At 60.7% G+C, this 26,306-nt stretch carries 28 protein-coding genes, 1 tRNA gene and 1 pseudogene; 7 read left to right on the top strand and 23 right to left on the bottom strand.

Annotated elements, in window-relative coordinates:
• Positions 1 to 39: 39 nt before the first annotated feature.
• Entirely contained in the window at positions 40 to 900 is an 861-nt protein-coding gene (locus NW806_RS06305) for a sulfite exporter TauE/SafE family protein (protein ID WP_414410445.1), read from the top strand.
• Here NW806_RS06305 and pheA read toward each other — a convergent pair.
• Complete coding sequence (gene pheA / locus NW806_RS06300; RefSeq protein WP_414410433.1) at positions 891 to 1,805, bottom strand: prephenate dehydratase; 915 nt, start codon at positions 1,803 to 1,805, stop codon at positions 891 to 893. The two genes, NW806_RS06305 and pheA, sit on opposite strands and share 10 nt — an antisense overlap.
• Positions 1,806 to 1,809: 4 nt before the next feature.
• Positions 1,810 to 2,187 carry a late competence development ComFB family protein gene (locus NW806_RS06295; RefSeq protein WP_414410432.1) on the bottom strand — a complete coding sequence of 126 codons (378 nt, stop codon included), beginning with the start codon at positions 2,185 to 2,187 and terminating at the stop codon, positions 1,810 to 1,812.
• 456 nt (positions 2,188 to 2,643) lie between these two features.
• Here NW806_RS06295 and gap point away from each other — a divergent pair, with 456 nt between their 5' ends.
• A complete protein-coding gene (gene gap, locus NW806_RS06290) occupies positions 2,644 to 3,657 on the top strand; it encodes a type I glyceraldehyde-3-phosphate dehydrogenase (protein WP_414410431.1) in 1,014 nt (337 codons plus the stop codon).
• Positions 3,658 to 3,661: 4 nt separating this feature from the next.
• Here the strand turns inward: gap and folK are convergent, their stop codons facing one another.
• The 7 genes from folK to NW806_RS06255 all read right to left on the bottom strand — a co-directional run bounded on the left by folK (position 3,662) and on the right by NW806_RS06255 (position 10,324).
• Positions 3,662 to 4,168 carry a 2-amino-4-hydroxy-6-hydroxymethyldihydropteridine diphosphokinase gene (gene folK, locus NW806_RS06285; RefSeq protein ID WP_414410430.1) on the bottom strand — a complete coding sequence of 169 codons (507 nt, stop codon included), beginning with the start codon at positions 4,166 to 4,168 and terminating at the stop codon, positions 3,662 to 3,664.
• The gene (gene folB / locus NW806_RS06280; RefSeq protein ID WP_414410429.1) at positions 4,165 to 4,536 is read right to left on the bottom strand and encodes a dihydroneopterin aldolase; all 372 of its coding nucleotides are present in this window, start codon (positions 4,534 to 4,536) and stop codon (positions 4,165 to 4,167) included. Before folB ends, folK begins: the two co-directional genes overlap by 4 nt.
• Complete coding sequence (folP, locus tag NW806_RS06275) at positions 4,523 to 5,392, bottom strand: dihydropteroate synthase (RefSeq protein ID WP_414410428.1); 870 nt, start codon at positions 5,390 to 5,392, stop codon at positions 4,523 to 4,525. The genes folB and folP overlap by 14 nt, the downstream gene beginning before the upstream one ends.
• A 420-nt stretch (positions 5,393 to 5,812) precedes the next feature.
• Positions 5,813 to 6,904: a redox-regulated ATPase YchF gene (gene ychF, locus NW806_RS06270; protein ID WP_414410427.1), complete on the bottom strand. Its 1,092-nt coding sequence runs from the start codon at positions 6,902 to 6,904 to the stop codon at positions 5,813 to 5,815.
• A gap of 115 nt (positions 6,905 to 7,019) precedes the next feature.
• Positions 7,020 to 8,414 carry a 23S rRNA (uracil(1939)-C(5))-methyltransferase RlmD gene (rlmD, locus tag NW806_RS06265; RefSeq protein ID WP_414405836.1) on the bottom strand — a complete coding sequence of 465 codons (1,395 nt, stop codon included), beginning with the start codon at positions 8,412 to 8,414 and terminating at the stop codon, positions 7,020 to 7,022.
• A gap of 244 nt (positions 8,415 to 8,658) precedes the next feature.
• The gene (locus tag NW806_RS06260) at positions 8,659 to 9,966 is read right to left on the bottom strand and encodes an O-antigen ligase family protein (protein WP_414410426.1); all 1,308 of its coding nucleotides are present in this window, start codon (positions 9,964 to 9,966) and stop codon (positions 8,659 to 8,661) included.
• Positions 9,959 to 10,324 carry a 2Fe-2S iron-sulfur cluster-binding protein gene (locus NW806_RS06255; protein ID WP_414395836.1) on the bottom strand — a complete coding sequence of 122 codons (366 nt, stop codon included), beginning with the start codon at positions 10,322 to 10,324 and terminating at the stop codon, positions 9,959 to 9,961. The genes NW806_RS06260 and NW806_RS06255 overlap by 8 nt, the downstream gene beginning before the upstream one ends.
• 112 nt (positions 10,325 to 10,436) lie before the next feature.
• Between NW806_RS06255 and NW806_RS06250 the strand changes: the two genes are divergently transcribed.
• The gene (locus NW806_RS06250; protein WP_414410425.1) at positions 10,437 to 10,889 is read left to right on the top strand and encodes a phosphomannose isomerase type II C-terminal cupin domain; all 453 of its coding nucleotides are present in this window, start codon (positions 10,437 to 10,439) and stop codon (positions 10,887 to 10,889) included.
• Between the two features lie 9 nt (positions 10,890 to 10,898).
• On the opposite strand, the gene NW806_RS06245 is transcribed toward NW806_RS06250, so the two are convergent.
• Both NW806_RS06245 and NW806_RS06240 read right to left on the bottom strand, forming a co-directional pair.
• On the bottom strand, positions 10,899 to 13,283 hold the full coding sequence (locus NW806_RS06245; RefSeq protein WP_414410424.1) for a M48 family metalloprotease: 2,385 nt from the start codon (positions 13,281 to 13,283) through the stop codon (positions 10,899 to 10,901).
• A 420-nt stretch (positions 13,284 to 13,703) separates the two neighbouring features.
• The gene (locus NW806_RS06240; protein ID WP_414395828.1) at positions 13,704 to 14,150 is read right to left on the bottom strand and encodes a Fur family transcriptional regulator; all 447 of its coding nucleotides are present in this window, start codon (positions 14,148 to 14,150) and stop codon (positions 13,704 to 13,706) included.
• A 260-nt stretch (positions 14,151 to 14,410) separates the two neighbouring features.
• Here NW806_RS06240 and NW806_RS06235 point away from each other — a divergent pair, with 260 nt between their 5' ends.
• Together NW806_RS06235 and NW806_RS06230 are read left to right on the top strand one after the other, a co-directional pair.
• Positions 14,411 to 14,791 (top strand): hypothetical protein, encoded by a 381-nt coding sequence (locus NW806_RS06235; RefSeq protein WP_414410423.1) that lies wholly within the window; start codon positions 14,411 to 14,413, stop codon positions 14,789 to 14,791.
• A 31-nt stretch (positions 14,792 to 14,822) separates the two neighbouring features.
• Positions 14,823 to 15,938: pseudogene (locus NW806_RS06230) on the top strand (D-alanyl-D-alanine carboxypeptidase); the annotation flags it as partial.
• Positions 15,939 to 16,085: 147 nt separating this feature from the next.
• On the opposite strand, the gene NW806_RS06225 reads toward NW806_RS06230, so the two are convergent.
• The 6 genes from NW806_RS06225 to NW806_RS06200 form a co-directional block, all read right to left on the bottom strand.
• A tRNA-Ile gene (locus NW806_RS06225) sits at positions 16,086 to 16,158 on the bottom strand.
• Between the two features lie 79 nt (positions 16,159 to 16,237).
• Positions 16,238 to 16,465, bottom strand: a complete 228-nt coding sequence (locus NW806_RS06220) for a DUF3134 family protein (protein ID WP_414410422.1) — start codon at positions 16,463 to 16,465, stop codon at positions 16,238 to 16,240.
• Between the two features lie 60 nt (positions 16,466 to 16,525).
• Positions 16,526 to 17,890 (bottom strand): UDP-N-acetylmuramoyl-tripeptide--D-alanyl-D-alanine ligase, encoded by a 1,365-nt coding sequence (locus NW806_RS06215; RefSeq protein ID WP_414410421.1) that lies wholly within the window; start codon positions 17,888 to 17,890, stop codon positions 16,526 to 16,528.
• 76 nt (positions 17,891 to 17,966) lie between these two features.
• Positions 17,967 to 18,464 (bottom strand): type II 3-dehydroquinate dehydratase, encoded by a 498-nt coding sequence (gene aroQ, locus NW806_RS06210; RefSeq protein WP_414405828.1) that lies wholly within the window; start codon positions 18,462 to 18,464, stop codon positions 17,967 to 17,969.
• Positions 18,442 to 18,573: a hypothetical protein gene (locus tag NW806_RS06205; RefSeq protein WP_414395819.1), complete on the bottom strand. Its 132-nt coding sequence runs from the start codon at positions 18,571 to 18,573 to the stop codon at positions 18,442 to 18,444. The genes aroQ and NW806_RS06205 overlap by 23 nt, the downstream gene beginning before the upstream one ends.
• Before the next feature lie 93 nt (positions 18,574 to 18,666).
• Positions 18,667 to 18,867 carry a hypothetical protein gene (locus NW806_RS06200; protein WP_414405827.1) on the bottom strand — a complete coding sequence of 67 codons (201 nt, stop codon included), beginning with the start codon at positions 18,865 to 18,867 and terminating at the stop codon, positions 18,667 to 18,669.
• Positions 18,868 to 18,963: 96 nt separating this feature from the next.
• On the opposite strand from NW806_RS06200, the gene NW806_RS06195 reads away from it, so the two are divergent.
• Positions 18,964 to 20,166 (top strand): Era-like GTP-binding protein, encoded by a 1,203-nt coding sequence (locus NW806_RS06195; RefSeq protein WP_414410420.1) that lies wholly within the window; start codon positions 18,964 to 18,966, stop codon positions 20,164 to 20,166.
• A gap of 5 nt (positions 20,167 to 20,171) precedes the next feature.
• On the opposite strand, the gene lipA is transcribed toward NW806_RS06195, so the two are convergent.
• From lipA to NW806_RS06165, 6 genes are all read right to left on the bottom strand, one after another.
• Positions 20,172 to 21,026, bottom strand: a complete 855-nt coding sequence (gene lipA / locus NW806_RS06190) for a lipoyl synthase (RefSeq protein WP_414410419.1) — start codon at positions 21,024 to 21,026, stop codon at positions 20,172 to 20,174.
• 102 nt (positions 21,027 to 21,128) lie between these two features.
• Positions 21,129 to 21,626 (bottom strand): DUF4079 domain-containing protein, encoded by a 498-nt coding sequence (locus NW806_RS06185; protein WP_414395810.1) that lies wholly within the window; start codon positions 21,624 to 21,626, stop codon positions 21,129 to 21,131.
• Positions 21,627 to 21,656: 30 nt separating this feature from the next.
• Positions 21,657 to 22,700, bottom strand: a complete 1,044-nt coding sequence (locus NW806_RS06180) for a phosphotransferase enzyme family protein (protein WP_414410418.1) — start codon at positions 22,698 to 22,700, stop codon at positions 21,657 to 21,659.
• The gene (locus tag NW806_RS06175; protein WP_414410417.1) at positions 22,693 to 23,247 is read right to left on the bottom strand and encodes a thioredoxin domain-containing protein; all 555 of its coding nucleotides are present in this window, start codon (positions 23,245 to 23,247) and stop codon (positions 22,693 to 22,695) included. Before NW806_RS06175 ends, NW806_RS06180 begins: the two co-directional genes overlap by 8 nt.
• A 74-nt stretch (positions 23,248 to 23,321) precedes the next feature.
• Positions 23,322 to 23,507 carry a 30S ribosomal protein S21 gene (rpsU, locus tag NW806_RS06170; protein WP_414395804.1) on the bottom strand — a complete coding sequence of 62 codons (186 nt, stop codon included), beginning with the start codon at positions 23,505 to 23,507 and terminating at the stop codon, positions 23,322 to 23,324.
• A 79-nt stretch (positions 23,508 to 23,586) separates the two neighbouring features.
• Positions 23,587 to 24,798, bottom strand: coding sequence for a trypsin-like serine protease (locus NW806_RS06165; RefSeq protein ID WP_414410416.1), 1,212 nt, complete (start codon positions 24,796 to 24,798; stop codon positions 23,587 to 23,589).
• Between the two features lie 311 nt (positions 24,799 to 25,109).
• On the opposite strand from NW806_RS06165, the gene NW806_RS06160 reads away from it, so the two are divergent.
• On the top strand, positions 25,110 to 26,288 hold the full coding sequence (locus NW806_RS06160) for a 1-deoxy-D-xylulose-5-phosphate reductoisomerase (protein ID WP_414410415.1): 1,179 nt from the start codon (positions 25,110 to 25,112) through the stop codon (positions 26,286 to 26,288).
• Positions 26,289 to 26,306 lie beyond the last annotated feature (18 nt).

Raw genomic sequence — 26,306 nt, 5'->3', positions numbered from 1 at the left:
AGAGCCAAAGCCTTGGTAGGAAAAAATCTAGCTTTGGCAATGGGCGGCGTGGCAACAGGGATCTTGGCCGGCCTTTTGGGTATCGGCGGCGGCACGATCCTGGTGCCCTTGCAGGTCAGCTTGGGGATCCCGCCGCTGCAGGCGGTTGCCACGAGCAACTTTTCCATGCTCCTCACCTCCCTCGCAGGCAGCTTCCAAAACTGGCGCAGGGGAATGCTGGATCCCAAGCGGGTAATTCTGCTGGGGATCCCGGCTCTGTTCACAGCCCAAGGGGGGGCAATCCTTGCCAGTCACCTGCCCGGCTATCTGTTACTAGCGGCCTTTGGGGTGCTGTTGCTAGCGAACATTTACCTGGTGGAGCTGGGCAAAACCGCGGTCGCCCACGCCCAAGGGTTGGGGAGGCCAGGTGCTGCGGCCGGCAGGGCGAAGTCCCCCGATGCAGGGAAACTCGGCAACCGCTCTGCTATTAGGATCCCGATGCCTCCCTGGCTGGCCCGCATCCTGACCGGGGGCGCTGCCGGCTTGTTGGCGGGGCTTTTCGGCATTGGCGGTGGCATTATCCTGGTACCGCTGCAGATCCTGCTGTTGGGGGAAGCCCTCAAGGTGGCCATCCAAACCAGCTTGGGAGTGATTGGGATTACAGCCGCTGCTGCCACCTTCGGCCATGCTGGCCTGGGCGATTGGATGGCGAACGCCCTGGGTTTTGGGGAGGGCACCCTCCGCCAGAACGTGCTCTGGATTCCCGGCCTCATCTTGGGGATGGGGGGATTAGCCGGCGTTCAGGTCAGCACCCGCCTCTTGCCCAGATTGCCCGAGGCAGTGGTCAGGCTACTGTTGCGCAGCTTTCTGGCCCTGGTTTCTCTCTACGTTTTTTGGCAGGCCTGGCAAAGCTACGAATAAACCGGATTGCCTTGGCCAAGCAGATCCCTGTAGTTCTGCTTGCTGAGGTCATGGACAGGGTAGCTGCCAAAAAGTTTGAGGATCTCGGCAATGGCCTCCAAGGCCGCAATGACCTCATCAGGCAGATAGGGTTGGCCGACCGGGTTTTCCAGATCGACAAAGAAGACGTAGGTTCCCGCCGATTTCTTGGTGGGGCGGGACTCAATGCGCGACATGTTCAGGCCCCGCTCGGCAAAAACTTGCAGCGGCTTCAGCAGCGCTCCTGGCACATTGTGGGGCAGGCTAAAGGCCAGGGAAGTGTGGGATCCCCCCGGTGAAGATCCGCAGCGGCCCACCACCCAAAAGCGGGTGGAATTGTCCGGGTGGTCGTTGATTGGGCAGGCCAAGACCGGCAGTTGGTAAAGCTCTGCAGCCCGCTCTGAGGCGATGACAGCAGCTTTGGGCTGGCTTGGCAGCCGCTCCAGTTCTTCGGTGGTGGAGCGGGTTGGGATCAAGGTGGCCTGCGGCAGGTGGGATCGCAACCAAGCCTGACATTGGGCCAAAGCTTGCGGGTGGGAGTAGACCTGCTCAATCTGCTCTAGCCGGGAGGCACAGCTGATGAGGGCATGGCGAATTGGCAGAATGAGCGCCTGGCGAATGCTTAGCCCTTCCAGTTGCCAGAGGGCATCTAGGGTCATCGAGACGCCGCCCTCGACGGAGTTTTCTACCGGCACCACTGCCCAGGCCTGCTCGCCGGCAGCCACCGCTTCCAAGCAGGCGCTAATGGTGGGGTAGGGCACCAAGGGGTGGGATCCCTGGCTGTGGAGGTGGGGCTGCTCGGGACAGGCCAGCAGGGCGGCTAGCTCCGTATAGGTTCCGGCAGGGCCTAGAAAGGCCACTGGCGCAGAGGAGACGATGGAGTCCATCCCTTCAGCTTTCTTGTTCAGGATTGCTGTGGGCTAGCTCTAACTCTACCGTCTTGGCGTTGCGCAGCTGCAGGGGACAGTCAGGTTCTGGACAGAGAGGATTGGCCGCCACCCGCTCCATGGCCTTGGTCACTTCCAGGCGAATTTGCCTCTGCAACTCCTGATCCGCCTGGATAGCCTCTAGGGTGTATATAGAGCCTTCAAAACTAGTAGTGTAGCGGGGCTGGAGGTTGTTGAGGGCCAGCGCAGCGGCATCGTGACAGAATCTTTCGCACAAGCAGTAGCGCTGCTGGCTTTCCATGAGCAGCAGCTCGTTCACCATCTCCAGAACAGCCCGCTCCATCTGATTTTCCAGTTTCTTCAGAGGTTTGCGTGCTTCCATGGGTGGGATCCCCTCGCCGTTGTTTTCGTTGTCTTAAAAGTCTTATAAAGGCTTAAGGCCGCTGCCAACCTCTCTGGAAAAGTTGCCGCTCTTTGGCTGGGAAATAACTTCTCCCGCTTTCCTTCCTTCACATAGAGATGGGACTCGGGACTTGTGTTCCCAGTTTCGGGAGCGCTTGCACCTAACGTACCCAAAAGCAACGCGGTTATCAACTTGCGTCTCAAAGGGTCTGGGGGGGAAGAACTAGTCGCCCGGCCAGGGAAGTCCGACCCTAGATTCCCGGGTCAGCCTCCTGCTGCAACCCTGCCTTAGAGCCTTGCAAGAAGCCGGCCATACTAAGCCTATACTAAGCCTCCCCTTCCAGCGGCTGGGAGTGTCACTCTATCTCTAGGGGACTGGCGTCTCCTGCGCTACAGCCCCCAACCCGTCGTCCTAGACTGCTACTGGAGGATTGCTATGACCACACGGGTAGCCATCAATGGATTTGGTCGCATTGGCCGCTCGTTTTTGCGAGCGCTGCTCTCCCAGCCAGAGCGGGGGCTGGAGGTGGTAGCGGTTAACGATCTAACCGAGCCGGAAAATCTGGCTTACCTACTCCAATTTGACTCTGCCTACGGCCGCCTGCCCCAGACGGTGAGCGTTGCCGATGGCCACCTGCACGTCGGCAGCCACAAGATCCGAGTTCTGGCAGAACGGGATCCGGCGCAACTGCCCTGGAAAGATCTGGGCGTCGAACTGGTAATAGAGTCCACTGGCCTGTTTACCAAGCGGGAGGGAGCAGCCAAACACCTGGAAGCTGGCGCCAAAAAGGTGATCATCTCTGCTCCTGCCAAGGGTGCCGACCTAACAGTGGTGATAGGGGTCAACGACGACCAGTACGACCCCGAGCGGCATCACATCGTCTCCAACGCCTCCTGTACCACCAACTGTCTGGCGCCGCTGGCCAAGGTCTTGCTGGATCACTTTGGCATCGAGACGGGCTTTCTCACCACGTGCCATGCCTACACTGCCACCCAGGCCATTGTGGATCGCCCGGATCCCAAGGACTATCGCCGGGGCCGCTCGGCGGCGGTGTCGATTGTGCCTTCCACAACAGGGGCAGCTACGGCAGTTGCCGAGGTCTTGCCTGCCCTGAAAGGGAAGATGGACGGCCTGGCACTGCGGGTGCCCACCCTAACCGGCTCGATCGTGGACTTTGTGGTGCGCACTGAGCGGCCCATCACCAAAGAGGCGGTTAACCGAGCTTTTGTCGAGGCTGCTGAGGGGCCGATGCGCGGGATCCTGGCCATTGCCCCGCCGCACATTGTCTCGGCAGATATCATCGGCGATCCCCACTCTTCAATTGTGGATCTGGAGTCGACGATGACGCTAGGGGATCGCACAGTGAAGGTGCTCTCCTGGTACGACAACGAATACGGCTACGCCTCGCGGCTGGTGGATCTGGCAGCCAAAATGGCGGCTGCACTGTAGAGCTTTAGTCCCAGCCTAGGTCGGTGCGCTCGAGCCAGGAGCTATCCAGGGCAGCCAGCGCCTCGGCTGCGGCTATGCCGGTTTCCGGGTGGCGCCAGTGGGGATTGATTTCGCACAGGGGGGCCAGGACGAAGGGGCGCTCCATCATGCGAGGGTGGGGCAGGGTCAGGGCGGGGCTGTTAAGAACCCAATTGCCCATGGTCAGCAGATCCAAGTCCAGCGTTCTGGCCTCCCAGCGTATGCGCCGCACCCGCCCTGCTTCCTGCTCGATGGCCAGCAGCGCCCTGAGCAACTCCAGGGGGGATTGGTAAGGCGGAAAGGGATCCAGGGCCACCACGGCGTTGAGGTAGTCGGGCTGGCCCGGCGGCCCTCCTTGGGCAGGGCTGCGGTAGAGGCTGGAGCGGGCCACCACCTCTCCCAGACGCGGCAACTTCTGCATGGCCGTGCGCAACTGCTGCAGCGGATCCCCGAGGTTGCTCCCCAGAGCTATGTAGGCCAGGTCAGGCTTCATGGAGGGGTGGAGCGACGGCGGACGATCTCCACGTACACATCGTCAAACAGCCCTGCCAGGGGGGCTTGCGGCTTGTGCACCCGCACCGTCAGGGCTTCCACCTGGGGATAGCTCTGCCACAGCCGCTCGGCAATCCGGTCTGCCAACGTCTCAATCAACCGGTAGCGCTGCTGGGTCACCTCTTCCCGCACTGCCTCGTACACCTGGGCGTAGTCCACGGTGTGGGCCAAGTCATCCTCTTGGGGAACCAAGGCAAGCTGCAGCTCCACATCCACCACAAAGCGCGCCCCCAACAGGGCCTCCTCAGGACGATAGCCGTGGTGGGCATGGAAGCTAAGACCCCGCAGCACCAGCCTAGTTTGGCTCACGGTGCAGCCCTTCCCAAGCCGCTAGAGCGGAGACATGAGCAGGGACGTTGTGCGCCCGCACCAGGGTAGCGCCCCGGCTGGCGGCAAAGAGGTGCACGGCTACGCTGGCGCTATCCCGCTCTTTGGGCACAGCAATGCCGGAAAGCTGGCCGACAAAACTTTTGCGCGAGGCTCCCACCAAAACGGGGTAGCCATAGGCCACTAGCCGCGGCAGGGCTCTGAGGAGGGCAATGTTCTGCTCGGCGGTTTTGGCAAAGCCCAGGCCAGGATCCAAAATGACACTGGGCACACCGGCTGCCAGAGCCCGCTCCGCTTGGTCCTTGAGAAAACCAAAAACTTCTCCCTCAAGGTCGTCGTAGTCGGTGAGCTGCTGCATGGTGCGCGGCTCTCCCCGCATGTGCATGATGACCGCTGGCACCCCCTTCTCGGCACACACCTGCATCATCTGTGGATCCCGCAGCCCGGTGACATCGTTGATGATGTGTGCCCCCGCTGCCAGAGCAGCAGCAGCCACCTCTGTTCGCCGTGTATCGACGCTGAGGAGAATTCCGGATCCTTCTAGAGCCCGAATTACAGGCAAAACCCGGTCGCACTCCACCTCTACCGGCACCGGCTCCGCCCCCGGCCGGGTAGACTCGCCGCCGATATCCACAATCAGAGCTCCCGCTGCTGCCATGGCCTTGGCCGCTTGCACGGCTGCCTCCACGGATCCCCACTGGCCGCCGTCGCTGAAGCTATCGGGGGTTACATTGAGTACCCCCATCACCGCCACTCCCCGCCAAGAAAGACGGTACCCCTCCTCTGTCCGTTCCGCTCCAGGCAGGGGACGCCGGGAGATCAAGCTAGTAACGCCCATAACTCTTGTAAGCTACTTCGCTGTCAGAGCGGCTGCCCAAGAGGGAGGAAGTGCGAGCCTAGCTGAATTCCCTTGCTCTGTTGGGACGCAGACTGCTTGGAGTGGCACGGCATCTGGGTGTATCCGTCCTAGTAGGGGGATTGAGGGGGGACATCACCTGAGGTTGACAAGGAGGGATCCGCTGCCAGCCAAAGGGTAGCTTCAGCAGAGGAATCCCTCCCGCTTGAGCTAGAACATAATGTCGTCTTCCGAACGACCCCAGATGCACCAGATGATGGAAGCAAAAATTGCCAGGTAAACCCAGGCCATTGGCCCGTATTGCAGCAGGTCCATCAATGCGTCCCTTAAAGCACTTGTTTATCTAGTCCAATTATTGTGATGTTTCGTTACAGCGTCAACGGCTTTCTCAGGAAAGGGCCCCTAGACATGGAAGCGGAAGAGCATTACATCTCCTTCCTGAACCACGTAGTCTCTGCCCTCGCTGCGCACCAGACCCTTCTCCCGAGCAGCACTCAGGGATCCCGCTGCCACTAGATCCTCATACGCTATCGTTTCCGCCCGGATAAAGCCCCGCTCAAAATCCGAGTGAATGACCCCCGCCGCCTGGGGAGCAGTGGCACCGGCAGGGATTGTCCAGGCGCGGGTTTCTTTGGGACCAGAGGTAAAGTAGGTGCGCAGGCCCAACAGCTCGTAGGTGGCGCGGATCAAGGATTTCAGCCCCCCTTCTTTCACCCCCAGCGACTCTAGATAAGCCTGTCGCTCTTCAGGCGGCAACTCCACCAATTCCGCCTCCACCTGGGCCGAGACCACCACCACACGCGCCTCCTCTGCCTGGGCCACTTGCCGCACCTGCTCTACCCAGTCGTTGCCAGTGGCTAGCTCCGTTTCTGCCACGTTGGCGGCGTAGATGACCTTCTTGCGGGTGAGCAGCCCCAAGCCTTTGATGGCGACCTCCTCCTCTGCGCTAAGGGGCACCAGGCGAGCCGGCTTGCCCTCGTCCAGAGCAGCCTGCAGCTTCTCCAGGGCCTGCAGCTCTACTTGAGCCGTTTTGTCAGACTTGGCCTGCTTGCGCACCCGTTCCAAGCGTCGCTCAATCTGGGCCAGATCCGCTAGAGCCAGCTCTAGGTTAATCACCCCTATGTCTCGCACGGGATCCACCGAGCCAGCCACGTGGACAATGTTCTCGTCTTTAAAGCAGCGCACCACATGCACGATGGCGTCCACCTGGCGGATGTGGGAGAGAAATTGGTTGCCCAAGCCCTCCCCCTTGCTGGCACCAGCCACCAGCCCGGCAATATCGACAAACTCGATTTGGGCGGGAACAATGGCCGCCGAGCCACTGATCTTAGCCAGCACCTCCAGGCGCTCGTCTGGCACGGCCACCCGTCCGATGTTGGGCTCGATGGTACAGAAAGGAAAGTTGGCCGCCTCCGCTTTGGCATTTTCGCAGAGAGCGTTGAATAGAGTCGATTTGCCCACATTGGGCAGGCCGACAATTCCAGCTCTAAGCATTGAGAGTGGGAGGGAAAAAGTCCGTTGCGAAACTTTACTTTGACGTTAGCATTTGTCGCCTCCGGCTAGTGCGCCTACCCAGAGGGCAGCTCCGCGGCAAGCTGGGCAAGGTTCCTCAGACCCGTTCCAAAAAGACCACTCCCTCTACATGGCCTGTTTGGGGAAAGAAGTCAGCAGCTCGCCATTGGGTTAGGCGGTAGGATCCCTCGGCCATGAGGATTTGCAGGTCGCGCGCCAAGGTGGCAGGATGACAGCTAATGTAAACGATCTGCCGGGGCCGTTGCTGCTTTAGGATCTCAAGCACCTGCCGCTCGCAGCCCCGCCGCGGCGGATCCAACACCACAACATCGGCAGGAGGCAGAGTCGGCAAAACCGCTTCTACTGCGCCCTGGAAAAACTGGGCCGAAGTGATGCCGTTGAACTGGGCATTGTAGCGGGCCTGGGCCACCGCCGCGGGCAGAACTTCCACCCCCATCGCCCGTTTGGCCCGCTGGGCCAAGAGCAGGGTTAGGGTGCCGATGCCACAGTAGGCATCTAGAACGGTCTCCTCGCCGCGCAGATGGAGCTGATCCACTATCCAGGTAAAAAAGGCCTCCGCCTGCTCTGTGTTGACCTGGAAGAAGGAGGTGCTATCAATCCAAAAGGAAAGACCGGCCAGTTCTTCCCGCAGGGATCCCCGTCCAGCAATGACCTCCGTTTGCTGGCCAAAGATGACGTTGGTGCGGGCTGGGTTGAGGTTGAGGCAGACCCCCACCAAGTCGGGGTAGCGCTGCATCCAGCGTTTGGCCCACCTTTCCAGGTGAGGTAGGTCGCGGCTGCAACTCACTAGAGTGAGAAGCACCTCGCGGGTGCGGCGGCCAATGCGCAGGCCCAGATGGCGCAACTGGCCTTGGTGGCGGCTTTCGTCGTACACACTCCAGCCGGTTTCTTGCAGATCCCGCTTGATTTCCCTCAGGAACACGTCCAGTCGCTCGTCCTGGACAGGGCACTGGTTGAGGTTTACCAAGCGGTGGCTGCCCCGTCGGTAGTAGCCCATGCGCAGCGGCTGGCCCTCTGCTTTGGCAATGGGGTAGGTGACCTTGTTGCGGTAGCGCAGCGGCTGCGGGGATCCCAAAATGGGGACGGGCTCCGGCAGGGAAAGGCCGCCAATCCGCTCTAGCGCGTTGCGGAGAATTTGCTGCTTGGTGGCCAACTGCTGCTCGTAGCTGACGTGCTGCCACTGGCAGCCACCGCACTTGTCGGCAACAATGCAGGCTGGACGCACTCGGTGCGGCGAGGGAGTAACGAGCGAACGAATTCGCCCGACCAGGTAGTTGCGCTTGATCTCGAGAACCTGGGCCACCACCCGATCCCCGGGCACGCCTTGGGCTACAAACACCACCCGTCCCCGCCCGTAGCCAAGCGTGTGGGCAATGCCATCTCCTTCGGGAGTTAGGTCGGTGATCTCCAGGGATAGGAGATCCCCTGGCTTGATGGGATCAGGGGCCAGCAAGGGGATTGGCTGCTCCATGGAAGAAGGTGGGGCACTCCAGATACCACTGAACTTTTTCGGAAATGGGTTAGCAACAGCTTTTTACTCCCCTTCTGGAGAGGCATGCTCTCACCTCCCATCCCCTCTCTCCGAGGAAAAGGGGAGATTGGATGAGGGGGGACGTGAGTCAATCGTGGGTGAGACAATCCAATCGATACGCAAGAAAATCCGGCAACCGAGACAGAATAAACAGAGTAATCCCAGAAAACGCAAGGACGGAACTCTATTGTGGCATTGGCTGGGACACCTGGCTTGGGAAGGGAGCCGCTGGAACTCCATTTTGCTCGCTGTGGAGCGGATTGAGGCTGGCTCCCCAAACGGCCCCCAAAAGCAAGGTCATCAACAGGTGAAGGCGGCCATCCAAGATCACCACGTCCACTATCCCGGCAGCAAAAAACGCTGTTAGGGCCAGCACCATGCCCAGAAGGAGCCCCTCCTGGGAGCAGCGCCAGGCTCGCCAGCCCCGCGCCAAGATCCAGCCCCACAAGGCCAGATAGCCCAGCAGCAGAGGGATCCCGCCTTCCGCCGCCAAGTGCAAGTACAAGTTGTGGCAGTGGCCTAGCAGCTCGGGCGGGTCCTGGGCATTGTAGAGCTCGGGAAAGCTCTGCCAGCCCCAGCCGGTCAGGGGCCGCTCCCGCACCATCTGCAGGGCAAAGCGCCAGGCATCGAGGCGGTTGGCGGTTGAGCTAAAGTGGGGGGCCTGGGGATCCCAGGTGTCCGCCAGACGGCTCCAAATCAACGAAGGCACAACTGCCCGCCAGCCGGGCCAATCCAAAGCCGCCGCCAAGCTGGCTAGCCCCAGGCCGGCCAAGAGGGCGATCCCCCACCAACAGCGCCGCAGCACCAACCCAATGAGTAGAGCCAATCCCCCTGCCCCCCAGCCGCTGCGGGAGGCTGTCAGCAGCAACAGCAGAGATCCCAGCCCCAGCATCGCCACTAGCCCTGCTCGGGTGAGGCGGGATCGAGTTACCCCCCACAGCCCTGCCGCCAAGCACAGGTGGATCACTAGGTAAATGGCCAGGAGGTTGGGGGAGGTAAAGGCCGCTGCCGGTCGCTCCCCGCCAGCCACTCCCGTAATCCAGAGCGGCCCCAAGAAGAGATGGCCCTGCCACCCCCACAGGACCTCTCCCCAGCCCAACAGCAGCATCAGCCCACTGCCCAGCACCAACACCTGCGCCAGGCGCCGGCGACTTTCAGGATCGGCCAGCGCTGCCCCAAAGGCCGGCAGCATCAGCAGAAAGGGCCAGTAGTTAAACATCCCCGGCAAGCTCAGCCGCCAGTCTTCCCCCAGCAGCGCCGTTGCCACTGCCGCCGCGCTCAGCAGGCCCGCCAAGCCCAACAAGGGATCCCGCCGGATCTGCTCCCAGTAGCGGCCATAGCTCTGCACCGTCCCCACCACCGCCAGCAACAGACTAGGGGCCAGGTTGACTGGGATCAGGGCCGCCGACCCCAACAGCCAGCCCTGAGGTTGCGAAGGCCGGGGATCCGGCAACAGGTCTTTAGAGGCAACTGAGGCAGAGAAATTACTCATCGTCGATGGGGATCCCCGCTCGTACCCGCCCCTGGCCAAAGTAGCGGCCAAACTGCAGCTCGTAGACCTCGTCTTCGTCTTGGGTTTCCACCCACAGCTCGGAGCGGGCATAGCCCACGCACAGCAGCCCGTAGCCCTGCTCCTTCAGCTCCCGCGAGATCCCCATTGCCTCCGGCTGGTAGAGGGATCCCCGCCGGATCCGCACCGCACAGGTGGTGCAGGCACCGTTGCGACAGGCAAAGGGAAGCTGGATCCCTTGGGCTTCGGCAGCCTCCAGGATATATTGGTCGGCGGGCACCTGGATGAGATAGTGGGCGTCTTTCTGGCGGTCGTGGATGTGAACCGGGTAGGAACGCATGGAGGAGCAAGATGAGGAGACTTCTCCATGATCCCACAAGACTTGAGGGGAGTTGGGCTACTTTCCAGCTCCGTAGGATAAGCTGAAGGCAGGGCGCCCAGGAGAGCAGCCTATGCTAGAAACCCCTAATTCCCCCCTGCCCTCAGAGGAAAAACTGCCAGCCACCTTCTCGGCTGAAGTTTTTCACAAGCTCCTCGAGAGCAATACGGAAACTCGCCCCTGGGGCAGCTTTACGGTGCTGGACGAGGGCCCTGGCTACAAAATCAAGCGGATTGTGGTGCTGCCCAAGCGTCGTCTTAGCTTGCAGATGCACTACCACCGCAGCGAACACTGGATCGTCGTTGCCGGCACCGCCAAAGTAACCTGCGGCAACGAAGAGCGGCTGATCACCACCAACCAGTCTACCTACGTGCCCCCCTGCACCAAGCACCGCCTGGAAAACCCCGGTGTCATCCCGTTGGTGATCATCGAGGTGCAAAACGGCCAGTACCTGGGCGAAGACGACATTGTCCGCTTCAGCGACGACTACGCCCGTGCTACCGGTGAGCAAGCGACTGCCTCCTGAGCAGGCCCCCTAGAAAGGGGAAAAGGCCATCAACAGCAGGGCACCAAGCAAGCCCAGTGCCACCTGCACCGCCTGCCCAAAAGGAGGGTGGCTGGTCACCACTTCGCCATAGCGGCTCTGGAAGCGGGACAGATCCAGATAGGGAGCCACCCCCCGCCGGAACCACCCGACCACTGTTCCCTCTTTGCCAATCAGCCCTGCGGCCTGCCTGGCCCCAAACAGGAAGTTGCCCAGTGGCCCAAAGCGGGAAGCGTAGCGCAAGAACATCATCCCCGTCTCATCCTGGAACTTGAGGTCGGCGCCAAGGCGATAGCCCGGATTCCCCCGCCCAATTACCCGCCCCTGCAACTGCATTGGCAACCCGCGCAAGGGGCTGGTGTAGGGGTTGCTCAGCGCCTTCAACACCGTCAACGCCGGCGGGTTCTCCAAGCTGGGGTACATCACTGGCATCTTCAGCAGCAGGCCCAGGCTGGCTCCCGCCAGGGCCAGGCCGGCAAACATGCCGTAAGATCCTGCCTGTAGAGCTGGGATCCCAAGCCCCATTCCCAAGATTGCTCCCAGCCACTCGGCATTCAACAGCAGCATGTCCAGGAGGAAACTGCCATAGAGCTGCTGGCGGTTGAGCTGCTTGCCTTGGGCCACCACGCTGGCTATATCGAATTCCACCGGCAGATCCAGTTGCTCGGCATAGGTGGCTAGCGCCCGCACCCGCTTGCCGGTGAGGGGATGGGTGGAGTTCAGCTCCATCCACCAGGCCCAGGGGTTAAACGGATCCCACAAAAACACCCTGCCCACCTGGCTGGGATCCGAAGCAAGCCGGTAGGCTGTCCCCACCGTCCCTGCTGCCTTGGCGTCGTAGATCCCCAAGGCCCGCATCCCCTCCAACAGGCGGGTGCTGCGCCGACGAGTTTCCTCGTCCTGCTCCCGCTCTCCCTCCTGAACAATGCCCAAGGCAATTTTCACCAGAGCCCGTGCAAGGGCATTGGGGTTGCCGGTGGTTTCGGCAGCAAAGTAATCGGCAAAGTACTCCCGCACCCGCGACAGATACAGCACCAAATAGGAGCCAGCCACGTAGAAGAGGTAGGCCACCAGCGCCAGGAAAGCCAGGTTTTTCCCCCCTCTGCGGTTACGGCCCTCACTGCTCCCGCGATCGCGCACATAGACATAGAGAAGGTAGAGGAGCTGCAATAGCGTGGAAGCTAGGGTCATGACAGCGAAATCCCAGTGGATAACATGCCCCAGCTCGTGGGCATAGACCGTGGCCACCTCTTCATCTTCCAGGTAGGTAAATAGGCCCTCGCTGACAACAATGCGGGCGTTATTGGGCAGGCTGCCATAGGTGAAGGTGGTGGGGTTTTGATCGGGGATCAGACCCAGCTTCGGCTGCTTTAGCTTGTGCTGCCGGCAGACGCGTTCAATCACCTCCGCGCTTTCGGGGCTGCGGCACTCAATTTCCCCCAAGCTCACCCACTGGGTGCCGTAGAGGCTCTGCTGGATCCAGTCCATCACCCAGGGGGACAAAAAGAAGACTAGGGCGTTGAAGGCCAGGGCAAGCAAAACGGCGAGAAGGAAAGAGCCGAAAGAGAGCCCTCCTTCCAGGGTGCCGAAAACAGCCAGGGCCAGCACAAACACCATGCCAAACAATAGGCCTAGGGTCAGGCCTGCGGCCACTGTCAGGTTGCCGGCAAAGCTGGCCAAAACCAGCGCCACCCCCCCTTGGGGAGCGCGATAGTTGCGTTTTGCCTGGCCGATTTTGCAGCCTGAGGCGGCGGGATCCAAATCAGCCAAGGTGCGGCTAGGGCTGAAACAGTAGCGGCTTAGCCAAATGCTCAGCAGGCGCAGCTCATAGGGGCTAAGACTCTTCAGAGGTTCCAGCCACAGAGATGCTTCCACTGACAGCGTCACCGTGGAGACAGCGCTGGGGTTGCGAAACAAGGTGGGCAGTAGGGGCAGCACCTCCTCTTTTTGCCCAGAAGTGAGGCCGTGAAAACCCAAGACTGCCTGGCGCACCACGCTGGAGGGTTGAGGCAGGTCGGCAGTGAGCAACTGGCGGTCTAGGACAAAGCAGTAGTGGCTGAGATCTGGCTGCAGAGTCCCTTCTGTGGTTAGCCCCGGCCCCAGTCTCACCTGCGTCTTCCAGTCAGCCTGCTGCTGACCCATAGGGCGACTGTAGAGAGCTAAGCGCTTGACTTGGGGGTAGCGGCTAGCTACAACCTTCCGGAACCAAGCGGTTAGCTGCTCGTAGTTGAGGGCAGCATTGGCAGGGCGATTGAGCATGACCACCAAAGCATAGTCCCCAGGGCTGTCTTGGAGGGGCTGGGCCTTGACTTGGACTCTCAGGCGCAGATCGGCCAGGGCCCTCTCCAGCCAGTGCGCCACTTCCTGCTCGTTCATAGTCATCTCCCGCAGTAGGGGGTTGACGTTCTCCTCAGCCCTGAAGGGCGGGGATTCTTCCCCTACTTGCTGTGCTACACAGCGTGCGGCTTGTACCGCAAGATCTCAACCAGTGTCCGTTTGTCCTAGGTCTAGAGGATCACCAGCGGTGGGCTGCGCTTGCCGCTGAAGAGGAGTGGCAGATGGGCTCTTCCCCTGCACCCGGTAGGAGCAATGCTGCCAGGGCGGTTTGGCCTCGGGTCGCCGGCACTGGCGCCACGATCTACTGAAGTGCCCAGTTTGAGCTTGCAGACGGTGTCCACGGCCAAGGCTAACGGGCTGAGTTGGTAACAACAGGTGGCTTATCCCCCTCCCAGCGGCAGCACTGCTCCACTAGGTCGGAGAGCAACCTAAGCAAAGCTCAGCCTTAGAAGTTTTTGGCTACACAATCGAGCGCTGTCCCTCGGGGCTAATGCCAATGATGGTGAGCTGGCAATCGAGCAGCTTAAAGCCGTATTTTTCCGCCACCTTTTGGCTGATGCTGAGGATGGCATTGTTTTTAAACTCAATGACCTTGTTGGTTTTAATGCAAACCAAATGGTGGTGGTGGCGGGGAGCCGGATGGTTGATCTCGTAGTGTTTGTGACCTTCCGTCAGCTCCAGCTCCCGCAAAATGCCCATGCGTGTCATTAGCTTGACAGTGCGGTAGATAGTGGAGAGGCTAACTTTATGGCCTTCTTCCTGCAACTTCTTGTGCAGCTCCTCGGCACTCAGGTGAGTCCCCTCGGGTAGGTTTTGAAAGGTCTGTAGGATAATCTCCCGTTGCCGAGTGGCTCGCCAGCCCCTCGCGTTTAGCTCCGCCTTGAAAGCTTCTTCCGTATAGACCATGACCCTGCCCCTCCACTCCTAGGCAACGCGGCCGTGACCGTCAATAAGTTCTGTAATTGATAATAGCTTCTGATAGCTTCCCTAAGAGCCCTGCCAGCAGTTTTCCCTCCTGGAGCAGTTGCAGCGTCTGGTCTAGCTTGTCCCCCTAGGATGAGCTAGCCTACTCTTGCAGCATCTTGCTGGCGGCAAGTTTGGGCTACCATGCTCAGGAAAAGGCCTGTCCTAGCAGTGTTGGCAAGTATTGAGGAAGGCGGAAAAAGATGCGCTTTGAGCAGCCCAAAACCTATTCCATTTCTCTAACTGGCTGGGGTTTTTGGCTGGGATCCCTGGCCGTGGCAGCTTTGCTAACCGGGCTCGGCCTGGGCTGGCTGATGGTTGGCTTGGTATCCCTGCTTTTGTTTTTGCTCTCTCTACCGCTGTTGGTGCTGCTGGCCTTCCGCTGGTGGGCCCGCCGCTGGATTACGACAGATCGCTGCCCGGTCTGTGGGTCAGAGGCGCAAGCTCTTGAAGGCAGCCACTTCTTTTGTCCCAGTTGTGGCGAGCCCCTGTTTGTTGCCGATGGATACTTCTACCGGCAAACGCCCCCTGGCACCATCGACGTGGAGTCTGGGGAAGAGAGCAGCTGGGAGTTACCCAGCTGAAGGATTTATCCTCGCGGCGCTTTGAGGGTTGATGAGCCGGTGGAGACGCGGAGTAAGAGCAGGGGTTGGGCTGCTCTCAGCAGCAGGGCTCTGGCTAGGGGCGCTGCCCTCTTCGCCGGGATCCCTGCAACCTCAGGTGCAAATCCATCTAGCGCAGTTAGCTAGGCGGGGGTTTTCGCCTAGGGGGCAGGGGGTTTGGCTGCAAAGAGGCGACCAAGTTTTGGGGCAGCACCAGGGATCCACCCCTCTGCCGGCCGCCTCGCTGACTAAGGTGGCCACTACCCTGGCTGCTTTGCAGCAGCTTGGCCCGCAGCACCGCTTTGTTACCACCTGGTTGGCCACTGGCCCCCTAACCGCTAAGGGAGTTTTGCAGGGGGATCTCTGGGTTTTGGGAGGAGAGGATCCTTTTTTCGTGTGGGAAGAGGCCTTCTTGGTGGGCAACGCCCTCAACGCCCGGGGGATCCGCCAAGTGCGCGGGGATCTGGTGGTGGTAGGCCGCTTTTACATGAACTTTTCCCTGGATGTAGCTCGCTCGGGAGCTCTGCTGCAGCGGGGGCTGGATGCGCGGCGCTGGCCGCCAGAAGCCCAGATCCAGTTTCAAACCTTGCCTCCCGGCACACCCAAGCCCCAGGTGGAGATCTTGGGCTCGGTGCGGATTGCCCAGCAAATCCCAGCTAACGCCCAAGTTTTGCTCAGACATGAGTCGCCCCCCCTTATTCACTTGCTCAAGCTGATGAATCTCTACAGCAACAACTCCATGGCCGAGATGTTGGCCACGGCGGTGGGGGGAGCAGACCAGGTGGCTCAACTGGCCCGTGAGGCCGCAGGGATCCCGCCTACCGAGCTACAGCTAGTTAACGGCTCGGGGTTGGGAGTGGAAAACCGCATTTCTCCACGGGCCAGTGTGGCTTTGTTTCAGGCAATCCAACTGCTTCTGGAAAAGCAAGGGCTTTCTCTAGCCGATGCTTTTGCTGTCGTCGGCCAAGATGGGGGAGTGTTGGAGCGGCGGCTGTTGCCGGAGGGGATGATTGCCAAATCCGGCACCCTCAGCGGCATCAGCACCTTGGCGGGAGTCTTGCCAACCGAAAGGGGGGACATTTGGTTTGCCCTGATGAACAGCGGCGCCCCTTTGGCTGACTTGCGTGCCTGGCAGGAACAATTTCTCAGCCAGCTCCAGTCCCAATACGGAGCCCCCGCCACCTTGCCTGAGCGTTGGAGGGAGGTGAAGATCCCACTAGGCTTGAGCTTCTACGCCGCAGCGAGTCAGTTTCAGCCAGGGGGATCGCTTTGCCAGTGGGGCGTACAGGAGTCGAACCTGTGTAAGGCAAATTATGAGTTTGCTGCCTAAACCGCTCGGCCAACGCCCCTTCTTTACTCTACTTTAGCGCCCCTAGCTCTATCCTGATCCTCCCCGCCCAGAGCCTTGCAGCGCCAGCTGACTCTGACCTACTCCTCTTCCTCCATCTCGAAGTCCTCGACGAAGTCGTCGCCGATCAAGTCGTCAATCTCCTCGAGATCGTCGTCTAGGGTAATCTCAGGAACTTCAATTGGCTGTTCCAGCAAGCGACCTTCCTGGCGTAGCCAGTCCAAGATAGAGAGGCCGCCTCTGGAGGGCAGGAGCACCGGAGGTTGATCCCGCGGCTCCTCCCGCAGAGAAGGGTTGTGGTAGTACATACTGTCCAGGCAAAGGGAAAAAATCGAAACTGCTCCCCTCAAGCGGGGGGGTGAGTCTGGCTAGCGGCTATTTCCTAGCTTAGCGTAGGCCTGCCAGGCCTGCAAAAAGCGCTGCAGCACCCGCTCTAACTGAATGGCTCGCGCTGCTTTAAATAGCAGCCGATCCCCCGCCTGCACCTGGTGCAGCAAGATTTCCAATAGGGTTGATTCGTCCCTACAGCGCTCTACCTGAGCCGCTGGCCTCTGCTCAATGAGCGGCTGCATTTCCCCCTCGGGATCCAAAAGCAAAAGCCGCTCCAACCCCAAAGGGGCAGCAGCGCGCCCCACCTCTGCGTAAAGGTAAGGGGCATGCTCCCCCAGCTCCCGCATGGGGCCGAGAATGGCCCAGCGCCGTTTTCCGGGGGTTTGGGCCAGAAGCTGGAGAGCCGCGATCATGGCCTCTGGCGAGGCATTGTAGGTCTCATCCCAAATTTCCACATCTCCTGCCAGCTTGAGGTGGCGGTTACGCCCCTCCAGGGGCGTGGGCAAGAGGATAGGCTCTCGCAAGCGTTCCCAATCCAACCCCAAGCTGCGCACAGCGGCCAGCACCCCCATCCAGTTGAGGGCATGGTGCCTGCCTGGCAGGGGCACCGGCAAGGTCAAGCCCTCCACGGTAACCGTCTGCGCCTGCGGATCCCACTGCCCTCGCAGCTCACCCTGGTCAAGGCCGTAGGTGAGGGTTGGCCCCGACCACACCCTGGCGGCAGTGGCCAGCAGCAAGGGATCCTCACCGTTGAGCAGAGCCACTCCCCCTTGGCCTAGCTCTTGCAGCAGCTCGCACTTGGCGGCGGCAATGGCCTCGCGGGATCCCAGTCTGCCGATGTGGGCAGTGCCGATATGGGTAATCAAGGCGTGGGTAGGCTGAGCCGTCTGGGCCAGGCGGCGAATTTCGCCGGGGCCGCGCATGGCCATTTCCAGCACGGCAAACTGGTGCTCAGGTCGCATCTGCAGCAGTGTCTGGGCCACGCCAATGTCGTTGTTGTGGTTGGCTTCGCTTTTGAGAACGCTGCCGTAGCGGGAGAGGGCAGCCGCCAGCATTTCCTTGGTCGTGGTCTTGCCCACTGAGCCGGTGATGGCCACCACGGGAATGGCAAACTGCTCCCGCCAGGCTCTGGCTAGGCGCTGGTAGGCAGCTAGGGTATCTGGAACCCGAAAGTGAGGTGCAGCCACCGGCTGCTGGCTGATGACAGCAATGGCCCCTTTGCTCATGGCGTGGGGAATGAAATCGTGCCCGTCAAAGCGCTCTCCCTTGAGGGCAACAAAGATCGATCCCGGCTGCAAGCGGCGGCTGTCGGTGCAGAGGGTCTGAACCGGCCAGCTCAACAGCTGGGGATCCCCTTGCAGAGGGGTTTGCAGCAGCTCGGCCACAGCTTGTAACGTCAGCATGGGGGTCAATGAGTTGAGCCTGGCTATCGCGTAGGATAGCCAAAAGAAGGCTCACCTGCTTCTCCAACCAAGTTAGCTAGGCTGCTGGCATCCGCAGGTGTTGCACGAGCGCCTGTAGTCCTAGCAAGTAGCTATGGGCCCCAAATCCGCTGATTTGCCCAAGGGCTACAGCCGCGATGTAGGAGTGCTGGCGGAAAGGCTCGCGGCGGTAGATGTTGCTTAGGTGAACTTCTACAGTAGGCAATCCCACAGCGGCAATGGCGTCGCGCAGAGCAATGCTGGTGTGGGTATAGGCGCCTGGGTTGATCAAAATGCCGGCATGCTGCTGGCGAGCGCGGTGAATGGCGTCGATGAGCACTCCCTCATGGTTGGACTGGAGGATCTCCAGCTTTACCCCCAGCAGCTCTGCTTGCCGATGCAGAGCCTGATCCACCTGCTCCAGGGAAACTGAGCCGTAGATGCTGACCTCCCGCTCCCCCAGTAGGTTAAGGTTGGGGCCGTGCAACACCAAGATGCTCAAAAGCTCGCCGCTGGTGGCTAGGGCGGTCGGATTAACGACGACGAGGGGATCCATTTTCTACCGGAATGGGTGCAGGTTGGGGCTGAGGACTTCCCAGCAAAGCGTCAATGACACGTTCCACCCACTCGCGGATCTTTTCGAGAACCTTTTCTACCCAATCCATCCGACCTGCCTCGTAGGAGTTACAAAGCTCTCGGGGGAGTTTAACCCGTGGACTTCCATGATAGCGCTTCTTTCCAAGAAACAGGGAAATGCCCTAGTGGAGAGCACCTAAAAGCAGAATGTCCACGGCCAGCAGGGCCCCAGCAAAGGCTAGTAGGCTGCGCACGATCTGGCGTTCTTGCTTGGAGCGATGGGATCCCCCCAGCCGCAGCCAGCGTAGGGACTTGGGAAAGCGGTAGAGCATACAGAAAGCTCCTCGAGCCACTTGGGGAGTGTTGACGCTACAAATAATCATGCCCCATTCTCCAAGTGGCCGATCCCACCTAACTTCCCTTCGCTGGGGGGAAGGTGGGCCGCAGTGGCCAATTCCCTTTGGAGTGATTTTCTGTCGATGACCACTCCCCTAGCCCAAGCCGAAACGGTTTTTCAGCGCTGCTGGGATCACTGGCAACCGCTGGCCAAGCGTCCCGACCTGCAGCCGGAGCTGAAGGCTCTGTCTGCTCTGCGCAGGCGACTGAGGGCGCGGTTATTTTCCATTGCCGTGTTTGGGCTGGTCAACCGCGGCAAGTCAGCAGTCGTGAATGCCCTAGTTGGCGAGGCTCGGCTGGAAGTGGGGCCCCTAAATGGCGTGACTCAAAAGCCGCAATCGCTGCTGTGGCGACCGGGGCCAGGGATCCCTTGGCAAGTGCGGCTCATCGATACGCCTGGCTTAAACGAGGTCAACGGAGAAGCGCGCGAACAGTTGGCCTGGGAGGTGGCCCGGGCGGCGGACTTGATCCTGTTTGTAATCGCCGGCGACTTGACCCAGCTGGAGTACCAGGCGCTACTGGAGTTGCGCACCCTGCACAAGCCCCTCCTGCTGGTGTTGAATAAGTGCGATCTCTACTCGGAGGCGGAGCTGCAGGCAATTCGCGAACAAATTAGCCGCCACCTGGGCTGGGTGTCGCCGCAGGAGATCCTGACAGTGTCCGCTTGCCCAAAACCCCAGAAAGTCCGCACCCACTGGCCAGATGGCCGCGTCACCCTGGACTGGGAGCGACCTGCCCCCCAGATCGAAGCTCTGCAAGGCCAAATTGTGGAGATTTTGCAGACGGAGGCGGAGTCCCTCCTGGCCCTCAATGGGCTGAAGCGGCTGGAGCGCCTCCAGGCTCAGCTTTGGCAGAAGCAGTGGCAGTATCACGCTCGCCATCTGGAGCAGTGGGGTACAGCCTGCGCCCTTGGCAAGGGGGTTGCCGTGGGCTTAGCGCCCCTGGGCTTGGATCTGCTGCTTGCGCCCCTCCTGGATAGTCTGTGGCTGTTGGGCTTGGGGATGCGGCTGCGCCTGCCCTGGGGATCCCTCCGCAGGGCTCTAGAGGACTTGGGGCGACCGCTGCTGCTTAATGGAATGCTGCTGCTGTTGGCCGAAGGGCTGGGCACCTGGCTGGGAGGCAGTTGGGGCAACGGTCTCCTGGCGGGAGTGGTGGCAGGGGCAAGCCTATACCGTCTGGGATCCCTGACGCCGCCCCTGCTGAGCCGCTGGGTCAGCGAAGGGTTTGGCCTGGGGGCCGTCCTGCGGGATCTCGTGGGCAGCAAGGAGCTAGCTGCCAAGGTCTAGGGGGCCTAGTCCTGCCCCATCTCGGCAGCGTGGTAGGAGCTGCGCACCAAGGGCCCAGAGCGCACCTGGCGAAACCCCATCTGGCGGGCAATCTCGCCCAGCTCAGCAAACTCCTCTGGCGTCCAGTAGCGCTGCACTGGGCGGTGGGCCAAGGAAGGCTGTAGGTACTGCCCCAGGGTGAGCCGCTCGCACCCCACTGCCAACAGATCCCGAAATGTCTCCAACACTTCTTCGCGGGTCTCCCCGTGCCCTAGCATGAGGCCGGACTTGGTGGGCAGGTTGGGATCCAGCTCCTTCACAGTTTGCAAAACCCGCAGGGATAGGTCGTAGCCAGAACTGCGCCGCACTGCCTGCGACAGCCGCCGCACCGTCTCAATGTTGTGGTTGTAGCAGGCCGGCCTGGCCGCCACCACCCGGGCAATGCAGTCGCGATCCCCCCGAAAGTCAGGGGTAAGCACCTCGATCTGGATCCCAGGACAGCGCCGCCGGATAGCCTCCATCACCTCCACGAAGCGACCAGATCCCTGGTCGGGCAGGTCATCGCGGGCCACCGAGGTAAGCACTACATAGCGCAGCCCCAGCAGCTCCACCGCTTCGGCCACCTTTTCCGGCTCTTCCGGGTCGAGGGGAGCAGGCCGTCCGCTGGCCACTTGACAGAAAGAACAGGCGCGGGTGCAGATCCCGCCCATCAGCAGAAAGGTGGCAGTCCTTTGGCTGTAGCACTCGGCCCGATTGGGGCAGCGTCCCTCCTCGCAGATGGTGTGCAGTCCCCGCTGCTTGATCACCCGCTGAACTGCCGAGATATCGCTGGCCTTGCCGATAGAGCGCTTGACCCAACTGGGAAGGAGGCTACCGGGCATGGGAGAACCGCTTGCTAGGGCTAAGTACCTGGGAAAGAAGCCTTATTCGAGATAGCGTCCACTGGGGCATAGACGCCTTCCCTGCCCTTGGCTGGAAAAGGGCTAGGTTACCTGAGGAGAGGCTAGCATCTGGTTGACGATGCGCTGCACAATTTGAAAGCCAGTTACCGCCTGCCAGCCCAGGATCCCCAAGATCACCACATTGAGCAGCAGGTGGACATTGCGGGCCCAGACTTTTTGGCCATCCTTCATCAGGGGTGCCAAAGCGGCAGAGGTGGTTACCAGGGCTACAATGCCCAGGCCGGCCAGCAGGTGGGGCCCAACAAACAGCTTGTGGCTTCTAATGTAGGTCACGGCCATGCCTCCCAGGGCCCCAAACACCATCAACAGCAAGAAGAGAGATCCCGCCAGGAAATGCCGCTGGCCAAACTTGCCCTTAATCAACTCCTTGCGCTCTTCCGCCGAGGCGGTGCGCAGCCGCCGCACCTGGAGACCCAGATAGAGAGTATAGAGAGCTAGGGCAGAGGCCAAGATCATCAGCACCGGGTGAAAGAAGGGCAGAGCCAATTCCAGCCAGCGGGGAAGTTGAATGGTGCTCATAAAAGCCACGCAAAGAAGAGGAAGTTGCCCCTAACTTAACCAATTTCCCTCTCCTGAAGCAAGGGCGTATATGGACTCCAACAGTTGGGGTGCTATCTGGGTTAGGTGCTGGTAGAGGCGGATCTGCCGCCGGCAGCGGGCGAGGTTGTGATCCCGGCGACTGGCGTACCGCTGCGGATCCCAATTCCAGTAGCAGTCCTCGAACCAATCCAGCAAAAAGCGCATCCCCAACTCCAGCGTCATCAACTGGATCCCTTGCAGAAGGAGCTCTGGCTGCAGAGCGCGCAGGTTGCCGGTTTGGGCGTAGCCGCGCAGCCCTGCTAGGATTGCCTCGGCCTCAACGGCCTCCCCTCTCCGGCCCCAGGAGCGCAAGGCATCTCCTAGCTCAACGTACAGGTTGTGGTCCATAAAGGTGTCGAGATCCACCAGGCCGGCAAATTTTCCCCTTTCGTCAAACAAAAAGTTGTTGAATTTGAGATCGGCATGGATAATCTGAGTCGGAAGTCCTGGCGGCAAAAGCAACCTGGGCACGGTCTCGACAAAAAATTGCCACTCTGCCCTTATTTCTGGGTCGGGGCTGCGCTGGCAGAGCTGCTGCCAAAAATAGGCCGTGTCGTGAAAATGTGGGATCTGAAAGCGAAAAGAGTAGTGCCATCCGGCCAAAAGGCGATGTAGGCGCCCAACTGCCGCCCCTGCTTGTTCCAGATAGCTCCAGGCAGGAGGAGTTGAGTAGGAGGAGCCCGGCAGGCAGTCCATAACCCGCCACAGCCCTCCCCCCCAGCTTAGGTGCAGGGAGCCATCGCAAGCGCGGCGGAATTGGGGAACCGGAAAGCCCTGCTGCCGTAGCCAAGAGCCAATGGCCTGGCCATCTTCGGTAACCGCCGGGTCAAATTGGGGGTGGAGGTGCTGGACAACGAAGGATCCCTGGCCTGTCTTGAGCTTCCAGGTTTGGTGAACAAGGCCCCCACCGAGGGTTTCGAGCAGCTCGGGCTCCCCTAGTTGAAAGTGGCGAATCAAGGGATCCAGCCAGGCAAAATCTGGCGTAGGCAAGTCACCCGCCCAAGTCCTAGCCATGGATGCGCGGATCCGGCTGAGCGGGGAGGCCAGGCCCACCCGGCTGCAGGGCAGACACTGGCCCAGGCTGGTTCAGCGGCAAGGGATCCCCGGCTGCCAGAGCCAGCAAGTTGGCCCGCAAAACCGAAGCTGGCTGTTCTCCAATGGCCGATCCCACCACTTCCCCTTGGCTGTCCAAGAAGAGAAAGTGAGGGATTCCGTTAACCCGATAGCGGCTCAGCTCCGGCAGCCACTTGGGGTTGTCCACATTGAGCATGACGAAGTTAATTTGCTGGGCAAATTCCCTCTTCAGGTTGGCCAGAAGAGGCGCCATGGAGCGGCAGGTGATGCACCAGTCGGCATAAAACTCCACTAGGGAAGGCTTGCCGTTGGCCTGCGCTTCCTCCCAAGGCACAGCCTCTGCCGCCAGCGTTGCCAAGCTCGTGCCAGCCTGACGCGCTTGGTTGGCCAAAAACAGACCTGCTGCCAAAAGCACGGCTATGGCGGCAACCAGGCCGTTGCGCAGTCGTTTTGCCCAGCTTTCCCCCTCGATTCCTTCCTTTGCCATGACAGTCTTCCTCCGGGTACCTCCAGGTAAGAGAGGGGGAGCTTTGTTCTCGATTGCAGCTCTGAGGCAAGTTGTCAATTGGCAGCTTTACGGCGATTGCGACGGGCTGCTACTGCTTTCCGCTTGCGCTTTTCCAGGCTGCTTTCAAAGTGCCGATGGTTGCGCAGATCCCGCAAAATGCCCGCCTTGGCAACTTGGCGCTTAAAGCGACGCAGCGCCGACTCAATCCCTTCGTTTTCGCCGATTGTCACCTGGGTCATAGAGAGATCGTCTCCTTCCTGAATTAACTGAAGTTGTCGGGATCTCTATCCTAAACTATCTCTTGCCACCCGATGGCGACTACTGGGCACGGCTGCCAAAGGTAATCCCAGAAACTACCTCCCCCTCCCGTAAGTTCACCGTCACGGAGGCTGTCGCTCCCTCCCGGGGAGAAGGGGAAGGCATTGGTAGCGGTGTTGGCCTGGGGGCACCACCAATTACCGATTCCACAAACCCGACAAAGCTGGATACCCGTGTATACACCCCATAGAAATTGGGCTGGGCGCAACCTTGGCCAAAGCTGGTGATCCCGGCTAGGGCAAAGCCACTGCTGGTAGGAACAACCAAGGGCCCACCGCTATCACCCTTGCAAGTATCCACACCCCCCTGAGGAAAACCGGCGCAGAGCATGGTGTCTAGAATGACGCCGTTGTAAGACTGGGGAGCATTGCACACCTCGTTGCTGACGAGGGGAACTTCGGCCTGCTGTAGAGCCCTGGGAAAGCCGCTGGGCTCCTCCTCGAGAGTGCGGGGGAAGGTGGCTCCCCAGCCAAGGATGGTGGCGAGAGTACCAGGGGCAGTCAGGTTGGTTTGGTTGGACTGCACCAGCGGCAGGGTAGGCAGGGCCACTGGCCGAGAGAGGCGCACCAGGGCAATGTCATTCCCCCCCTCTGGCCCTCGTCGGGGGTCGTAGTTGGGGTGGATAACAATTTGCGCAGCCCGAATTCGCTGGCCGGCACCGATTTGCAAGACGGTGGTACCCAACAGCAGATCCAGACTTTGGACATCCACGTCCGGCTCGCCTCGAGGGTCGAAAAAGCAGTGGGCGGCGGTAAGCACCCACTCCGGGGCAATCAGGGATCCCCCGCAAAACTGCGCCTGAAAAGGATCCGGTTCAGTCGCGTCTAGCAAGGCCACCATCCAGGGAAAGGCTCCCGGCTGAGCCGGCCTACCACCGACAATCCGCCCCGCTCCTGGGCGCGGCGTGGTGAACACTCGCCCTGGCGGCAAAAGGGCAGTGACGTGGTAGGTGCCAGGGGGCAAGTTGGAGAAACGAAAGTTGCCGTTGGCATCGCTGACGGTGCTGGGTTCCCCTGGGTTGAGGCGTCCATTGCTGTTCAAATCCAGAAAGGTGGTGATGCCTGCTAGCCCTGGCTCTCCTGGATCGCGCAGACCATTGCCGTTGAGATCGTCGAAATGGGATCCCTCGATGCGCCCTGCAGGAGGGGCTGGAAGCGGCGGCAGGGGACGACTGGAACCCCCACCACCACAGGCACTTACGCTCAGAGCCAAACCCAACCCCAGGAGCACAGACCATGAGCGAGCTAGGCCAAAGAAGGGATGGAATCGGGAGGAATAAGGCATGGTCAGATTCTGCAAGGCTAGCCGGCTATGCTAGCCAAGCATACCCTGCCGACCGATGAAGAGTTAGGAAAGGTCTGCAGTCGGGAAAAAAGGGCCTCACTATCCCCTGCAGCCGGTATAAGGCAGGGATCCTCAAACGCGAAGCGGGGCCGTTCGCCCTTTGGGCAGGCTGTAGGAGGGTGAGTCTGCGCTGAAAGAGTGTTACGCTCTTTAGCTAGGTGCAAAGGGATCCTTAAAGTATGCAAGCCATCACCCTGCTCGGCTCCACCGGCTCCATCGGCACCCAAACCCTGGACTTGGTAGCCCAGTATCCTGATCGCTTTCGGGTTGTTGGCTTGAGCAGCCACAGCAACGTCACTCTTCTGGCCGAGCAGGTGCGGCGGTTTCGGCCTCAAATTGTAGCCATCGGGCGGGAGGAGCTGCTGCCGGAGCTGCGATCCCTGCTGAGCGGCCTGCAACCTCTGCCAGAGCTAGTGGCAGGAATGGAGGGGCTGTGTCAGGTGGCGGCCCACCCCGAGGCTCAGCGGGTGGTGGCGGGGATCGTCGGCTGTGCTGGCCTGTTGCCCACCCTGGCTGCCATCCGCGCCGGCAAGGACATTGCCCTGGCCAACAAAGAAACCCTGGTGGCAGGCGGTCCGGTGGTGCTGCCCCTGGTGCAAAAGCACGGCGTGAAGCTCATCCCCGTGGACTCGGAGCATTCGGCCATCTTTCAATGTCTGCAGGGAGTGCCAGCGGGATCCCTGCGCCGCATCTGGCTGACCGCCTCAGGGGGAGCCTTTCGCGATTGGCCGGTGGAGAAACTGAACCAGGCGACGCTGGCCGATGCTCTCAAACACCCCAACTGGGTGATGGGGCGCAAGATCACCATTGATTCAGCCACCCTGCTGAACAAGGGCCTGGAGGTGATCGAGGCCCACTGGCTGTTTGGCCTGGACTATGACCGGATCGAGATCCTCATCCACCCCCAGAGCATTGTCCACTCCTTGGTCGAGCTGGCAGATACTTCTGTTCTGGCCCAGTTGGGCTGGCCGGATATGCACCTGCCCATTCTCTACGGCCTCAGTTGGCCGGAGCGCCTCTCCACCCCCTGGGAGCCTCTGGATTTGGTAAAGCTGGGATCTCTTACCTTTAGGGCGCCGGATCACCGCAAGTACCCCTGCCTACAACTGGCTTATGCTGCTGGGCGGGCAGGAGGAACCCTGCCAGCGGTGTTGAATGCGGCCAACGAGGCGGCGGTGAACCTCTTTCTGCAAGAGCGCATCCGCTTTCTGGATATCCCTCGCCTTTTGGAGCAGGTGTGCGAGCGGCATCAGGTCATTGCCAATCCCAGCCTGGAGGACATTCTGGCAGTGGATGCCTGGGCGCGACAGCAGGTGGAACTCTTGGCGCAGCAGGCCCCAGCCCAGGTTCTAGCCTGATCCCTACCGGGGGGATCC

This window comes from Synechococcus sp. W65.1, from assembly GCF_047461615.1.
In the GTDB taxonomy this organism is placed as follows: domain Bacteria; phylum Cyanobacteriota; class Cyanobacteriia; order Thermostichales; family Thermostichaceae; genus Thermostichus.
The sequence above is the reverse complement of the archived record's forward strand: the minus strand, read 5'-3'. Positions and strand labels throughout refer to the sequence as shown.

Excerpts from the sequence above, each read along its gene's own strand:
- NW806_RS06220 (WP_414410422.1), bottom strand. The coding sequence starts at position 16,465 with ATGTACTACCACAACCCTTCTCTGCGGGAGGAGCCGCGGGATCAACCT.
- aroQ (WP_414405828.1), bottom strand. The coding sequence starts at position 18,464 with ATGGATCCCCTCGTCGTCGTTAATCCGACCGCCCTAGCCACCAGCGGC.
- NW806_RS06245 (WP_414410424.1), bottom strand. The coding sequence starts at position 13,283 with ATGAACGAGCAGGAAGTGGCGCACTGGCTGGAGAGGGCCCTGGCCGAT.
- NW806_RS06160 (WP_414410415.1), top strand. The coding sequence starts at position 25,110 with ATGCAAGCCATCACCCTGCTCGGCTCCACCGGCTCCATCGGCACCCAA.
- pheA (WP_414410433.1), bottom strand. The coding sequence starts at position 1,805 with ATGGACTCCATCGTCTCCTCTGCGCCAGTGGCCTTTCTAGGCCCTGCC.
- NW806_RS06200 (WP_414405827.1), bottom strand. The coding sequence starts at position 18,867 with ATGATTATTTGTAGCGTCAACACTCCCCAAGTGGCTCGAGGAGCTTTC.
- folK (WP_414410430.1), bottom strand. The coding sequence starts at position 4,168 with ATGAAGCCTGACCTGGCCTACATAGCTCTGGGGAGCAACCTCGGGGAT.
- NW806_RS06255 (WP_414395836.1), bottom strand. The coding sequence starts at position 10,324 with ATGCGTTCCTACCCGGTTCACATCCACGACCGCCAGAAAGACGCCCAC.
- rpsU (WP_414395804.1), bottom strand. The coding sequence starts at position 23,507 with ATGACCCAGGTGACAATCGGCGAAAACGAAGGGATTGAGTCGGCGCTG.
- NW806_RS06240 (WP_414395828.1), bottom strand. The coding sequence starts at position 14,150 with ATGGTCTATACGGAAGAAGCTTTCAAGGCGGAGCTAAACGCGAGGGGC.
- NW806_RS06185 (WP_414395810.1), bottom strand. The coding sequence starts at position 21,626 with ATGAGCACCATTCAACTTCCCCGCTGGCTGGAATTGGCTCTGCCCTTC.
- NW806_RS06235 (WP_414410423.1), top strand. The coding sequence starts at position 14,411 with ATGCGCTTTGAGCAGCCCAAAACCTATTCCATTTCTCTAACTGGCTGG.
- NW806_RS06260 (WP_414410426.1), bottom strand. The coding sequence starts at position 9,966 with ATGAGTAATTTCTCTGCCTCAGTTGCCTCTAAAGACCTGTTGCCGGAT.
- NW806_RS06205 (WP_414395819.1), bottom strand. The coding sequence starts at position 18,573 with ATGGATTGGGTAGAAAAGGTTCTCGAAAAGATCCGCGAGTGGGTGGAA.
- ychF (WP_414410427.1), bottom strand. The coding sequence starts at position 6,904 with ATGCTTAGAGCTGGAATTGTCGGCCTGCCCAATGTGGGCAAATCGACT.
- lipA (WP_414410419.1), bottom strand. The coding sequence starts at position 21,026 with ATGCCCGGTAGCCTCCTTCCCAGTTGGGTCAAGCGCTCTATCGGCAAG.
- folP (WP_414410428.1), bottom strand. The coding sequence starts at position 5,392 with ATGGGCGTTACTAGCTTGATCTCCCGGCGTCCCCTGCCTGGAGCGGAA.
- NW806_RS06215 (WP_414410421.1), bottom strand. The coding sequence starts at position 17,890 with ATGCTGACGTTACAAGCTGTGGCCGAGCTGCTGCAAACCCCTCTGCAA.
- NW806_RS06295 (WP_414410432.1), bottom strand. The coding sequence starts at position 2,187 with ATGGAAGCACGCAAACCTCTGAAGAAACTGGAAAATCAGATGGAGCGG.
- NW806_RS06305 (WP_414410445.1), top strand. The coding sequence starts at position 40 with ATGGGCGGCGTGGCAACAGGGATCTTGGCCGGCCTTTTGGGTATCGGC.
- rlmD (WP_414405836.1), bottom strand. The coding sequence starts at position 8,414 with ATGGAGCAGCCAATCCCCTTGCTGGCCCCTGATCCCATCAAGCCAGGG.
- NW806_RS06175 (WP_414410417.1), bottom strand. The coding sequence starts at position 23,247 with ATGGCAAAGGAAGGAATCGAGGGGGAAAGCTGGGCAAAACGACTGCGC.
- NW806_RS06180 (WP_414410418.1), bottom strand. The coding sequence starts at position 22,700 with ATGGCTAGGACTTGGGCGGGTGACTTGCCTACGCCAGATTTTGCCTGG.
- gap (WP_414410431.1), top strand. The coding sequence starts at position 2,644 with ATGACCACACGGGTAGCCATCAATGGATTTGGTCGCATTGGCCGCTCG.
- NW806_RS06250 (WP_414410425.1), top strand. The coding sequence starts at position 10,437 with ATGCTAGAAACCCCTAATTCCCCCCTGCCCTCAGAGGAAAAACTGCCA.
- NW806_RS06195 (WP_414410420.1), top strand. The coding sequence starts at position 18,964 with ATGACCACTCCCCTAGCCCAAGCCGAAACGGTTTTTCAGCGCTGCTGG.